Origin of the sequence: Pseudomonas sp. App30, assembly GCF_047947025.1 — a bacterium.
In the GTDB taxonomy this organism is placed as follows: domain Bacteria; phylum Pseudomonadota; class Gammaproteobacteria; order Pseudomonadales; family Pseudomonadaceae; genus Aquipseudomonas.
This window is the reverse complement of the sequence record NZ_CP133165.1, coordinates 3441560-3454429: the sequence shown is the minus strand read 5'-3', so window position 1 is coordinate 3454429 and position 12870 is coordinate 3441560. Positions and strand designations below refer to the sequence as shown.

At 63.1% G+C, this 12870-nt stretch carries 13 protein-coding genes; 11 read left to right on the top strand and 2 right to left on the bottom strand.

Going from position 1 to position 12870, the window contains the following annotated elements:
- Window positions 1–109: 109 nt before the first annotated feature.
- The 7 genes from RAM80_RS16150 (at window position 110) to RAM80_RS16120 (ending at window position 5184) form a co-directional block, all read left to right on the top strand.
- Window positions 110–766: a YjfI family protein gene (locus RAM80_RS16150; protein ID WP_416421500.1), complete on the top strand. Its 657-nt coding sequence runs from the start codon at window positions 110–112 to the stop codon at window positions 764–766.
- 18 nt (window positions 767–784) lie between these two features.
- Window positions 785–1489: a PspA/IM30 family protein gene (locus RAM80_RS16145; RefSeq protein ID WP_416421499.1), complete on the top strand. Its 705-nt coding sequence runs from the start codon at window positions 785–787 to the stop codon at window positions 1487–1489.
- A gap of 123 nt (window positions 1490–1612) precedes the next feature.
- Window positions 1613–2158 (top strand): rhomboid family intramembrane serine protease, encoded by a 546-nt coding sequence (locus RAM80_RS16140; protein ID WP_416421498.1) that lies wholly within the window; start codon window positions 1613–1615, stop codon window positions 2156–2158.
- A 1-nt stretch (window position 2159) separates the two neighbouring features.
- Window positions 2160–2810 (top strand): DUF2491 family protein, encoded by a 651-nt coding sequence (locus RAM80_RS16135; RefSeq protein ID WP_416421497.1) that lies wholly within the window; start codon window positions 2160–2162, stop codon window positions 2808–2810.
- A gap of 20 nt (window positions 2811–2830) precedes the next feature.
- A complete protein-coding gene (locus tag RAM80_RS16130) occupies window positions 2831–3259 on the top strand; it encodes a DUF350 domain-containing protein (RefSeq protein ID WP_416421496.1) in 429 nt (142 codons plus the stop codon).
- Between the two features lie 14 nt (window positions 3260–3273).
- The gene (locus tag RAM80_RS16125; RefSeq protein ID WP_416421495.1) at window positions 3274–4023 is read left to right on the top strand and encodes a DUF1190 domain-containing protein; all 750 of its coding nucleotides are present in this window, start codon (window positions 3274–3276) and stop codon (window positions 4021–4023) included.
- Window positions 4024–4029: 6 nt separating this feature from the next.
- Entirely contained in the window at window positions 4030–5184 is a 1155-nt protein-coding gene (locus RAM80_RS16120; protein WP_416421494.1) for a glutathionylspermidine synthase family protein, read from the top strand.
- A gap of 72 nt (window positions 5185–5256) precedes the next feature.
- On the opposite strand, the gene RAM80_RS16115 is transcribed toward RAM80_RS16120, so the two are convergent.
- Window positions 5257–5883: a TetR/AcrR family transcriptional regulator gene (locus RAM80_RS16115; RefSeq protein ID WP_416421493.1), complete on the bottom strand. Its 627-nt coding sequence runs from the start codon at window positions 5881–5883 to the stop codon at window positions 5257–5259.
- 159 nt (window positions 5884–6042) lie between these two features.
- A complete protein-coding gene (locus tag RAM80_RS16110; RefSeq protein WP_416421492.1) occupies window positions 6043–7419 on the bottom strand; it encodes a glutamine synthetase family protein in 1377 nt (458 codons plus the stop codon).
- A gap of 277 nt (window positions 7420–7696) precedes the next feature.
- On the opposite strand from RAM80_RS16110, the gene RAM80_RS16105 reads away from it, so the two are divergent.
- The 4 genes from RAM80_RS16105 to RAM80_RS16090 all read left to right on the top strand — a co-directional run bounded on the left by RAM80_RS16105 (window position 7697) and on the right by RAM80_RS16090 (window position 12495).
- Window positions 7697–8476: a gamma-glutamyl-gamma-aminobutyrate hydrolase family protein gene (locus tag RAM80_RS16105; protein WP_416421491.1), complete on the top strand. Its 780-nt coding sequence runs from the start codon at window positions 7697–7699 to the stop codon at window positions 8474–8476.
- A 14-nt stretch (window positions 8477–8490) separates the two neighbouring features.
- Entirely contained in the window at window positions 8491–9849 is a 1359-nt protein-coding gene (locus RAM80_RS16100) for a glutamine synthetase family protein (protein WP_416421490.1), read from the top strand.
- Between the two features lie 34 nt (window positions 9850–9883).
- The gene (locus tag RAM80_RS16095; protein WP_416421489.1) at window positions 9884–11248 is read left to right on the top strand and encodes an aspartate aminotransferase family protein; all 1365 of its coding nucleotides are present in this window, start codon (window positions 9884–9886) and stop codon (window positions 11246–11248) included.
- 149 nt (window positions 11249–11397) lie between these two features.
- Complete coding sequence (locus RAM80_RS16090) at window positions 11398–12495, top strand: polyamine ABC transporter substrate-binding protein (RefSeq protein ID WP_416421488.1); 1098 nt, start codon at window positions 11398–11400, stop codon at window positions 12493–12495.
- The last annotated feature ends 375 nt before the right edge of the window (window positions 12496–12870 follow it).

The following is a 12870-nucleotide window of genomic DNA, read 5'->3' as shown; positions in this document are numbered from 1 at the left end:
TTATGCCTGGAACATTTGCGACAAATGGAAACAAATTCATCACGCGTGATGTATTGCGCTCTGCTGCAGAAGGCGTATGTTTATCACATGTGATACGGAACAGACACAAATGACAGGCAATCCAGACAGCCCCAAGCCGGCCAGGAAAAAGGCCCCCGCGGAGAAGAAAACCTCCAGTTTCTACATGAAGAAGATGCGTGCGGGCCTGGCCGATGCCGGTTACGTGAAACACGAGGCCTGGGTGCTCCCGGAGAACCGCGGGCTGCTCAAGCAGGTGGAAAAACAGCTCCGCCAGCCTGTCATGGCTGGCACTTTCAAGTTGGAGGAACACATGACCACAGCGGAGAAATGGACCCTTGACCGCCTTCACTCGGCCTTCCAGGGCCTGGACGAAGTGGTGTCGAAGGAAATCACCCTGACCCTGGTGCAGGGCGCCGAGCAGAGCCTGAAGCTGGAAATGAACGAATACGGCGGCCTGCCGATTCACATTGCCGTGGTGGGCGAGCAGATCATCGTCGACACCGTGCTGGTGGACGTCGATTCGATCAAGGACGTGGCGCACTTCAACGAAGCCGTGCTGCGCAGCCGCGAGCTATTCCCGCTGTCGTCCATCGGCCTTGAACAGATGCCCAACGGCCAGACCGTATACAACATGTTCGGCGCGCTGAGTGCCAGTTCGAGCCTGACCAACGTGGTCACCGAAGTGTCCACCCTGGTGGACAACGTGCAGCGCGCCGCCGAAGCCTTCCAGGGCTTCTTCAAGTAATCGCCAAGGAGTAACGACATGAGTAATCAATCCATCTGGAGCAAGTTGTTCACGGCGCTGCGTGGCGGTGCCAGCGAAGTCGGCGAGTCCATCGTCGACCAGCAGGCCCTGCGCATTCTCGACCAGGAGATCCGCGACGCCGACACCGCGCTGGCCAACGCCAAGCGCGAGCTGGTGACCATCATGGCCAAGCACAAGCTGGCCACCGACCGCGTGGCCCAGTACGACGCACGCATCAGCGACCTGGAAAGCAAGGCCCTGGCCGCCATGAAGGCCGAGCGCAACGACCTGGCCCACGAGGTGGCCGAGGCCATCGCCGTGCAGGTCAACGAGCGTGAGACCGAGCACAAGCAGGCCGTGGAATTCGGCGGCTACGTGGAAAAGATGCGCAAGGACATCACCAAGGCCGAGGCGCGCATCAAGAGCCTGCGCCAGCAGGTGGACGTGGCCAAGGCCCGCGAAAGCGTGCAGAAGGCCCAGGTCAGCGCCTCCATCGCCAGCGGCGGTGCCAACGGCAAGCTGGAGACTGCGGTAGGCACCTTGAGCCGCCTGCAGGCCAAGCAGGAGCAGCGCGCTGCCGAACTGGAGGCCCAGGACCAACTGGCCGAAGCCTCCACCGGCAACGACCTGGAGCGCAAGCTGAAGGAAGCGGGCATTACCCCGGACACCAGCAGCGCCAACGCCATCCTCGAGCGCCTGCGCAAGCAGCAGGCCGGCGAGTAACGCGCAATCCCGTAGCCGCTGCCGCCAGGCTGCGCTGGCCCTGATGTTCACTGCAGATTTTCAGTGGGGCATGGGGCCAGCGCAGCCTTCGGCAGCGGCTACGGATATCCCTGGGAGACGCATGTGATCGCCGCCAAGGATTTCAAACCCGTGCTCTGGCTTGCCGGAGTGATGTGCGTGGTGCAGGTGCTCAACCTGCTGTCAGGCTACAGCCTGAACACCTACGGCCTGCTGCCGCGTTCGCCGCAGGGCCTGCTGGGCATCGTCAGCGCACCGTTCCTGCACGGTTCCATCTGGCACCTGCTGGGCAACCTGGTGCCGTTCGTGGTGTTGGGCACGCTGGTGGCCAAGGACGGCATCGGCCGCTTCCTGGCGGCCAGCGGGCTGATCATCGTCATCGGCGGGCTGCTGGTGTGGCTGTTTGGCCGGGGCTACTACCACGTGGGCGCCAGTGGCTGGGTGTTCGGCCTGTGGGTGTACGTGCTGGCCCGGGCCTGGTTCCACCACAGCTGGGCCAATCTGTTCTGTGCCGTGGCCGCGCTGTTGCTCTATGGTGGGTTGGTATTCGGTTTCCTGCCCCGCCATGGCGTGTCGTTCGAGTCGCACATCGCCGGTGCGGCGGCGGGGCTGGTGGCGGCACGGATGCTTTTGCGCAAAGAAGGAGTTTGATATGGGTTGGTTCAAGCAGTTCATGGGCCTGGAGGCACCTGCCGCCAAGCCCCAGGCACCGGTGGAAGGCGCGCTGGGCCTGGCCCAGGGCCGCTCGGTGAGTTTCGACGGCACGCTCAAGCTGCTGCTCGACGGCCACAGCCGGGTAATCATTCCGCCCACCCAGCAGATCTGGGCGGTGGGCAGCGTCGACCTCGGCCAGTCGCAGTGGCTGAGCCGCTACTACATGGACGACGAGGACTACTGGCTGCAGGTGCACACCAGCGGCGAGCAGGACGGCCAGGTGGAATCGGTGATCCTGTTCAACTACCTGCGCTACGCCACCATCAGCAGCAATGCCGAGCTGCAGCGCCTGGCCGGGCCCAATAGCGACATCGGCCTGCCCACCTACAACCTCGATGGCGTGCAGTTCACCCGCGAGTGGGGCACCGAGGCCGGGCAGACCGAGCTGACCGACCTGCGCGAGCAGGTGCGCAACCCCAAGGAAAGCTACGTCGTCCAGCACCGCGCGATGCTGTACGCGCGCGACACCGGCCTGACCGACCGCCGCGAATTCCTGCTGTTCTCCGTCGAGCAGGACGAGGAGGGCACCGTCAGCCTCAGCGCCTCGCTGGGCGTGTCGCTGTACCCCACCGACCTGCACATCCTCTGACTCATCCATAGGGACATGCCATGCTAGAAGCACTTTCGATTTCGCTGAACCCCACGGCCGTGCTGGGTTTCCTGCTGTACCTGCTGGGGGCGGCGATGTTCCTCGTGCTGTTCCAGTTCATCTACACGCGCATGACGCCGCACAAGGAATTCGCCCTGATCCGCGAGGGCAACGTCGCCGCAGCCGTGGCCCTGGGCGGCGCCATCATCGGCTTCGCCATTCCGGCCAGCAACGTCATTGCCTATTCCATCAGCCTGCTGGACTTCGTGGTGTGGGCGCTGATCGCCGGCGTAGTGCAGCTGCTGGCGTTCCTGGCCGTTAGCCTGGTGCTCAAGGGCGTGTCGGCGCGCATCCAGCGGGGCGAGCTGGCCACCGGCATCTACGTGGCGGCGGTGGCGATCAGCGTGGGCATGCTCAATGCCGCCTGCATGACGCCCAACACCAACTGATCGCGGAGCCAGGGATGAAACGAAGCAAGTACGTACAACTCTCGCTGGCCGCCTCGGTGGCGCTGGCGGTGGCCGGTTGCGGCGCGCCGGAGAAGACCTACCAGGTCAAGAAGACCTTCGACTTCAAGAGCGTGGCCGAATGCACCGCGCAGAAGTTTCCGGTAGACATGTGCTCCGACGCCTACATCGCCGCGCTCAACGAACACCGGCGCATTGCCCCGGTGTACGACAACAAGGCCGACTGCGAAGCGGACTTCGTGCCTGACTACTGCCAGGTGGACTCGGCCGGCAAGTACATGCCCCAGCTGGGCGGTTTCGAACTGGACGCCAACGGCACCGTCACCCAGTCGCAGCTGGATTCGGCCAAGGCCGAGGTGGCGCGCTCGGGCGGTGAAAGCGGCGGTGGCGGCGGGGGCTTCAACGGCAGCGGCCTGCTGACCGGCCTGCTGATTGGCCACATGCTCAGCAGCAGCACCGGCAATTTCAACGCCGCCCCGGTCTACCAGTACCGCGACAACCGCGGCAACTACGCCAGCTCCACCCTGGGCTCGCGCATCAACAGCGGCGCCACGTTCTCGCGCTCGCGCCAGAGCGAGTCCGGCAACGGCTACAGCGGTGGCAGCGGCGGCTTCGGCCGCGCGGGCATCAACGCCAACCCGGTGTCGGTGCGCCAGGCCACCACCCGTGGCGGCTTCGGCAGCTCGGCCACGGCGCGCAGCGGCTGGGGCGGCTCGTCGTCTTCGCGCAGCAGCTTTGGCGGATAACCGGCCATGAAGAAAATCGCCATTGCCGAGCGCCCGGACTGGAAGCAGACCGCCGAACGCCTGGGCTTCATGTTCCACACCATCGACGGCGAGCCCTACTGGGACGAAAGCGCCTATTACCAGTTCAGCCTCAAGCAGATCGAGGACGACCTGGAAGACCCCACCCAGGCGCTGCACGAGCTGTGCATGGACCTGGTGGCCAAGGTGGTGGAGAGCGAAGAGCTGCTGGAGCGCCTGAGCATCCCCGCCGCCTACCACGACCTGGTGCGCACCTCGTGGCTGGAAGGCCACCCGCACCTGTACGGGCGCATGGACTTTTCCTACGACGGCAACGGGCCGGCGAAGCTGCTGGAGCTGAACTACGACACTCCCACCAGCCTCTACGAGGCCGCAGCCTTCCAGTGGGGCTGGCTGGAGCAGGGCATCGAGCGCGGCATGCTGCCGGCCGGCGTCGACCAGTTCAACAGCATCGACACGCGCCTGCATGAGGCCTTCGCCGCGCTGAACATCCAGCGGCCGTTCTACTTCGCCTCCATCAAGGGCTCGGTGGAAGACAAGGCCACCACCGATTACCTGCGCCTGATCGCCGACAAGGTCGGCATCGAGTCGCGGCACATCGACCTGGAAGACATCGGCCTGCTGGACGGCCGCTTCGTCGACCTGCAGGACCGCTGGATACCGCACCTGTTCAAGCTGCATGCCTGGGAGTTCATCTTCCACGAGCCGTTCGGCGCGGCCATTGCCCAGTGCGACACGCAGTTCATCGAGCCGGCGTGGAAGGCCATTTTGTCGAACAAGGGCATTTTGCCGATGCTGTGGGAGGCGCACAAAGGCCACCCGAACCTGCTGGAAAGCCACCTGAACGCCAACCCGCGCTCAGCGGTGCCGAAGGGCTGGGTGCGCAAGCCGTATTTCTCCCGCGAGGGCGCGAACATCGAGCTGCGCACGGCGGATGACCAGCTGCACGTGGTCGACGGTCCCTACGACGACGCGCCCTACATCCTGCAGCAACTGGCGCCGTTGCCGAAGTTCGGCGACAGCTACACGCTGGTGGGTTCATGGGTGATTGGCGACCGCGCGGCGGGCATCGGGATTCGCGAAGATGACAGCCTGATAACCAAGGATACCAGCAGGTTCCTCCCCCATTTGATCCTGGATTAGGTGGGAGCTGGCTTGCCAGCGAGCTTTTCGGCGGGCATAAAAGCTCGCTGGCAAGCCAGCTCCCACAAGTGTTCAGCGCTTGGGCAGGAACGGCGGCAGGTACAGCCCCACATAGGCATCGAACACCCGCATCCCTTCCTCCGCCAACCGCGGGGTAATCTGCCCGTGCAGCTGCACCGAGCGGGCGTAGACGCGGTCGCCCAGCTCCATGGCCAGGGCGAACACGTCCACGTCGTCCGGCAGTGCCGGTAGCTGGAAGTGGCGGTCGAACACCTGGTGCATCAACACCCCCAACTCCAGGTCGTGCTGGCGGTCGGCCTGGGTCACTTCGGCCAGGCCGTGCTGGGCCAGGATCAACTGGCGCGCAGCGGCGTCCTGGCTGTAGATCACCAGCATGCGTTCTTCGAGGATGCGCGACAGGTCGTGCCAGCTGCGCAGCGCGGCGTGGTCCACCGGCGCTTGCAGGCAGGCGCGGAAGGCAGCGTGCACGTCGGCGGTCAGCGCCTCGAGCAGGGCCGGCACGCTGGCGAAGAAGTGGTACACGGAAGAGGGTGGGATCTCGGCGCGTTCGGCCACGCTGTAGATCGACAGGCTGCCCACGCCTTCGCTGGCCAGCAGGGCGCGCGCTGCCTCGAGGATCGAGTCGATCCGTGCCTGGCTGCGGGCGCGAGGTTTGCGGGGCGTGGCGGTGCGGGTCATGGGCTTCTCCGGAAGGCGAGCCGCATTGTAAGGGTTTCTTGTGGGAGCTGGCTTGCCAGCGAGCTTTGAGGGCGCTGGAAAAGCTCGCTGGCAAGCCAGCTCCCACAAAAAAACCGCAGGCCTTGGAGGCGCGCGGTTTTTTTGTACGACACCAAGCCATCAAACGGTATGCAGGTACCAGTTGTACTCAAGGTCGGAGATGGAGTGTTCGAACTCCTCCAGCTCGCTTTCCTTGCAGGCCACGAAGATATCGATGTACTTCGGATCGATATAGCGCGCCAGGATCTCGCTGTCGTCCAGCTCGCGCAGGGCATCGCGCAGGTTGTTCGGCAGGCTCTGCTCGTTCTGCTCGTAGGAGTTGCCTTCCACCGGCTCGTTCGGCTCGACCTTGTTGGTCAGGCCGTGGTGCACGCCAGCCAGCACGGCAGCCATCAGCAGGTACGGGTTGGCATCGGCACCGGCCACGCGGTGTTCGATACGCACGGCGTCCGGCGTGCCGGTCGGCACGCGCAGGGCCACGGTGCGGTTGTCCAGGCCCCAGCACGGCGAGTTCGGCACGTAGAACTGGGCACCAAAGCGGCGGTACGAGTTGACGTTCGGGCACAGGAACGCCATCGACGCCGGCAGGGTCTCGAGCACACCGCCGATCGCGTGACGCAGCGCGGCGTTCTGCTCGGGATCCTCACTGGTGAAGATGTTCTTGCCGTCCTTGTCCAGGACCGAGATGTGCACGTGCAGGCCGTTGCCCGCCTGGCCCGGGTAGGGCTTGGCCATGAAGGTGGTGTCCATCTCATGGTCGTAGGCGATGTTCTTGATCAGGCGCTTGAGCAGCACGGCGTAGTCGCAGGCCTTCATCGGGTCGGCCACGTGGTGCAGGTTCACTTCGAACTGCGCCGGGGCACTTTCCTTGACGATGGCGTCGGCTGGGATGCCTTGCTCCTTGGCACCTTCCAGGATGTCCTGGAGGCAATCCACGTATTCGTCCAGGTCGTCGATCAGGTACACCTGGGTCGAGTGCGGACGCTTGCCGGAGATAGGCGAGCGCGGCGGCTGCGGACGGCCGTTCACGTTCTCCTGGTCGATCAGGTAGAACTCCAGCTCGAAGGCGGCGCAGATGGTCAGGCCCAGCTCGTCGAACTTGGCCACCACCTGGCGCAGTACTTCGCGCGGGTCGGCAAAGAAGGGTTCGCCTTCCAGTTCGTGCATGGTCATCAGCAACTGCGCGGTAGGGCGCTTCTGCCAGGGTTCGTTGGAGAGGGTATCGGGGATCGGATAGCAGATGCGGTCTGCGTCGCCGATGTCCAGGCCCAGCCCGGTGCTTTCCACCGTCGAGCCGTTGATGTCCAGGGCGAAAAGCGAGGCGGGCAGGTTGATGCCTTTCTCGTAAACCTTGTGGAGGCTGGTGCGTTCGATGCGCTTGCCGCGCACCACACCATTCATATCTGCAATCAGAAGGTCGACGTACAGAACCTCAGGATGTTCCTTAAGGAATGCGTTCGCTTCGTTGAGCTGAACGGCACGCGGGGGTACCGACATGATGCAACACCTTTGTTGTTAAAAATATCAATCATTGGGCTTTTGCTGTTTCAGTCAATCCGAAAGCCACCTTGAAGTCAAGCGAGGCTCGGTTTGCCCTGAATTGGCGCCTTGAGGCAGTTTTTGCCGCTTTTTGGGGCGGTTTTTCTTTCCCTGAAGACCCTCAAATGAATTGTTTGGTGGGGCGTGTTGTATTTTTTACGGGGGTGTTGTGAAAAAAAATGAACAACGCTAAGCTCGTTCGCAACCCATAACGCCAATAATACCGGGGGATCACATGGCACGCCTGCCGACAATCGGCGTCACCGCCTGCTTAAAACCAGTCGGGCTGCACGCCAGCCATACTTGTGGTGACAAATACGTCCGCGCAGTTGCCGTGGCCGCCGAAGGCTTGCCGATGATCATTCCGGCACTGGGCGAGCTGTTCGAACCGACCCAAATACTTGACGGCCTGGATGGCATCCTCTTCACCGGCTCCCCGTCCAACGTCGAGCCTCGTCACTATACCGGCCCCGCAAGCGCGCCAGGCACGCTGCACGATCCTGCCCGTGATGCTACCACCTTACCGCTGATTCGCGCCGCCGTGGCTGCTGGCGTGCCGGTATTGGGCATTTGCCGCGGCTTCCAGGAGCTGAACGTGGCGCTGGGCGGCACCTTGCACCAGCAGGTTCACGCAACGGGAACCTTCATGGACCATCGTGAACCCAAGGACCAGCCCGTCGAGGTCCAGTATGCCCTGCGCCATGCGGTGGATGTCCAGCCCGGCGGCGTGTTGCAGGCCATCGGCTTGCCCGCGCAGTTCCAGGTCAACTCCATTCATGCCCAGGGCATCGACCGCGTGGCCCCTGGCTTGCGCGTCGAGGCGGTGGCACCCGATGGCCTGGTGGAGGCCGTCTCCGCCCAGGGGGGCAGGGGTTTTGCACTAGGCTTGCAGTGGCACCCGGAATGGCAAGTGCTGGATAACCCGCACTATCTCGCCATCTTCCAGGCCTTCGGCAGCGCCTGCCGGCAACGTGCCAGCCAACGCGACGCCGCGGCGTCCAGGCCTGCTATCTAGCCCCTGAGGTATTTATGCGTACCAGCCTCGACCAGCTCACCGATTGGTTGAAAGAACACAAGATCACCGAGGTCGAGTGCCTGATCGCCGACCTGACCGGTATCACCCGCGGCAAGATCTCGCCCACCAACAAGTTCATCGCCGAAAAAGGCATGCGCCTGCCGGAAAGCGTGCTGCTGCAGACCGTGACCGGCGATTACGTGGAAGACGACATTTACTACGAGCTGCTGGACCCGGCCGACATCGACATGATCTGCCGCCCGGACGAGAACGCCGTGTTCGTGGTGCCGTGGGCCATCGAGCCTACCGCCCAGGTGATCCACGACACCTACGACAAGCAGGGCAACCCCATCGAGCTGTCGCCGCGCAACGTCTTGAAGAAGGTGCTCAAGCTCTACGCCGACAAGGGCTGGCAGCCCATCGTGGCGCCGGAGATGGAGTTCTACCTGACCAAGCGCTGCGAAGACCCGGACTTCCCCCTGCAGGCCCCCGTGGGCCGCTCGGGGCGCCCGGAAACCGGCCGCCAGTCGTTCTCCATTGAAGCGGCGAACGAGTTCGACCCGCTGTTCGAGGACGTCTACGACTGGTGCGAGCTGCAGCACCTGGACCTGGACACGCTGATCCACGAGGACGGCACGGCGCAGATGGAGATCAACTTCCGTCACGGCAACGCCCTGCACCTGGCCGACCAGATCCTGGTGTTCAAGCGCACCATGCGCGAGGCGGCGCTCAAGCACAACGTGGCCGCCACCTTCATGGCCAAGCCCATGACCGGCGAGCCCGGCAGCGCCATGCACCTGCACCAGAGCATCGTTGACCTGGAGACCGGCAAGAACATCTTCTCCAATGAAGACGGCAGCATGAGCACGCTGTTCCTGCACCACGTGGGCGGCCTGCAGAAGTTCATCCCCGAACTGCTGCCGCTGTTCGCGCCCAACGTCAACTCGTTCCGCCGCTTCCTGCCCGACACCTCGGCGCCGGTGAACGTGGAGTGGGGCGAGGAGAACCGCACCGTGGGCCTGCGCGTGCCGGACGCCGTGCCGCAGAACCGCCGGGTGGAAAACCGCCTGCCGGGTGCCGACGCCAACCCCTACCTGGCCATCGCCGCCAGCCTGCTGTGTGGCTATATCGGCATGGTCGAGGGCATCGAGCCCAGCGCGCCGGTGCAGGGCCGTGGCTATGAGCGCCGCAACCTGCGCCTGCCGCTGACCATCGAGGACGCCCTGGAGCGCATGGAAAACTGCAAGACGGTGGAGCAGTACCTGGGGAGCAAATTCATCATCGGTTACGTCGCGGTGAAGCGCGCCGAACACGAGAACTTCAAGCGCGTCATCAGCTCATGGGAACGTGAATTCCTGCTGTTCGCGGTGTGATCAACGCGGGGCCCGCCCCGATGAGGAGAAGGCAATGAGCAACAAGAATTCGCAAACCCAAGCGTGGCAGGCCCTGAGCGGCGAGCACCACCTGGCGCCGTTCAGCGACTACCAGCAGCTCAAGGAAAAAGGCCCGCGCATCATCACCAAGGCCAAGGGCGTGCACCTGTGGGACAGCGAAGGCAACAAGATCCTCGACGGCATGGCCGGCCTGTGGTGCGTGGCCGTGGGCTACGGCCGCGATGAGTTGGCCGACGTGGCCGCCAAACAGATGCGCGAGCTGCCGTACTACAACCTGTTCTTCCAGACCGCCCACCCACCGGCGCTGGAACTGGCCAAGGCGGTCAGCGACGTGGCGCCCGAGGGCATGACCCACGTGTTCTTCACCGGCTCAGGCTCCGAAGGCAACGACACCGTGCTGCGCATGGTCCGCCACTACTGGGCGCTGAAGGGCAAGCCCGAGAAGAAGGTGATCATCAGCCGCATCAACGGCTACCACGGCTCCACCGTGGCCGGCGCCAGCCTGGGCGGCATGGTGGGCATGCACGAGCAGGGCGACCTGCCGATTCCCGGCATCGTCCACATCGCCCAGCCGTACTGGTTCGGCGAAGGCGGTGACATGAGCCAGGACGAGTTCGGCGTGTGGGCCGCCGACCAGCTGGAGAAGAAGATTCTGGAGCTGGGCGTGGACACCGTCGGCGCCTTCATTGCCGAACCCATCCAGGGCGCCGGTGGCGTGATCATCCCGCCAGCAACCTACTGGCCGCGGGTAAAAGAGATCCTGGCCAAGTACGACATCCTGTTCGTGGCCGACGAAGTGATCTGCGGCTTTGGCCGTACCGGGGAGTGGTTCGGCAGCGATTACTACGGTCTCAAGCCGGACCTGATGACCATCGCCAAGGGCCTGACCTCGGGCTACATCCCCATGGGCGGGGTGATCGTGCGTGACGAAGTGGCCAAGACCCTGTCCGCAGGTGGCGATTTCAACCACGGCTTCACCTATTCCGGCCACCCGGTAGCCGCCGCCGTGGGCCTGGAAAACATCCGGATTCTGCGCGACGAAAAAATTATCGAGCGCGTGCGTGGAGAAACGGCACCGTATTTGCAGAAACGTCTGCGTGAGCTGAGCGACCACCCGCTGGTGGGCGAAGTTCGCGGGTTGGGCCTGCTGGGGGCCATCGAACTGGTCAAGGACAAGGCCACGCGCCAGCGCTACGAAGGCATGGGTGTGGGCATGATCTGCCGCAACTTCTGCTTCAACAATGGCCTGATCATGCGCGCCGTGGGCGACACCATGATCATTGCGCCGTCGTTGGTGATCACTCACGAAGAGATCGATGAGTTGGTTACAAAAGCACGCAAATGCCTGGACCTGACTTTGGAAGCGCTGAACAGCTAAGTGCTAGGCTTTGGGGTTGTTTGGAGGGGGGGAGGAAAAGGTTGCTGTTTTAATTGAAACAGCGCCTTCGTCCTTGCCAGACTAGGAAGTGGTGCGGTTGCCCCCGGCGCTGACACATACGGAATTAAAAAAATATTGGAGCCTTACGCATGAAGATATTTGGCAAGACCCTCCTCGCCATGTCCCTGATGGGTGTCGTGGCCGCTGCTGCACACGCGGATGACAAAGTACTGCACGTGTACAACTGGTCGGACTATATCGCGCCGAACACCATCGCGGATTTCGAGAAGGAGTCGGGGATCAAGGTCGTCTACGACGTATTCGACAGCAACGAAACCCTGGAAGCCAAACTGCTGGCTGGCAAGTCGGGCTATGACATCGTGGTGCCGTCCAACAACTTCCTGGCCAAGCAGATCAAGGCTGGCGTCTATCAGGAACTGGACAAGTCCAAACTGAGCAACTACGGCAACCTGAACAAGGACCTGCTGAAGGCTGTGTCGGTCAGCGACCCGAACAACGCCCACGCCTTCCCGTACATGTGGGGCACCATCGGCATTGGCTACAACCCCGAGAAGGTCAAGGCTGCCCTGGGCGCCGACGCCCCGGTGAACTCCTGGGACCTGGTGTTCAAGCCCGAGAACGCTGCCAAGCTGAAAGGCTGTGGCATCAGCTTCCTCGACTCGCCAACCGAGATGATCCCGGCCGCGCTGCACTACCTGGGCTTCAAGACCGACACCCAGAACAAGGACGAGATCAAGAAGGCCGAGGACCTGTTCCTCAAGATTCGCCCGTCGATCGCCTACTTCCACTCGTCCAAGTACATCTCGGACCTGGCCAACGGCAACATCTGCGTGGCCGTGGGCTACTCGGGTGACGTGAAGCAAGCCGCCTCCCGTGCCCACGAGGCCGGTGACAAGGTACACGTCAGCTACAGCATTCCGAAGGAAGGCGCCGGCAGCTTCTACGACATGGTCGCCATCCCTAAGGATGCCGAGAACGTCGAAGGCGCCTACAAGTTGATGAACTTCATCCTGCAACCAAAAGTGATGGCTGAAATCAGCGACGCCGTGGGTTACCCGAACGGCAACGCCGCGGCCACCCCGCTGGTGAACAAGGACATCGCCAACGACCCGGGCATCTACCCGCCGGCTGACGTGCAGGCCAAGCTGTACGCCATCGCCGACCTGCCGGCTGCTACCCAGCGCATCCTGACGCGCACCTGGACCACCATCAAGTCGGGCAAGTAAGCCCCGCCTGATGTTCCCTGGGTACTGCGCCGCACCAGTCGGCGCAGTACCGCAGGTGACTGAATTAGAAATAGTTTTTGCGACACTGCTGTAACAGTTGTTAAGTTGCGCGCCGGCTTTTTCAAGCGGTCGGCACGCGGCCGTCCGAAATTTGTTTTTTGCACCACCGTGTTCGCCCTTTTTTGTGCGTGCATTTGTAACTTAGGAGCCGACGTTGTTGGCCGTGTCACATGCACCTGAAGTGATCGCTCAGGTCCGTGATTCAGTCGGTCAGGCCAGCCAAAACCCTGTGGCTGGCGACCTGAAGGACCAGGCTGCAAGAATCCAGGGCCCGCCTATCCGGGGTGGGCTGTAAAATTTTGTTGGGAGTTTCGT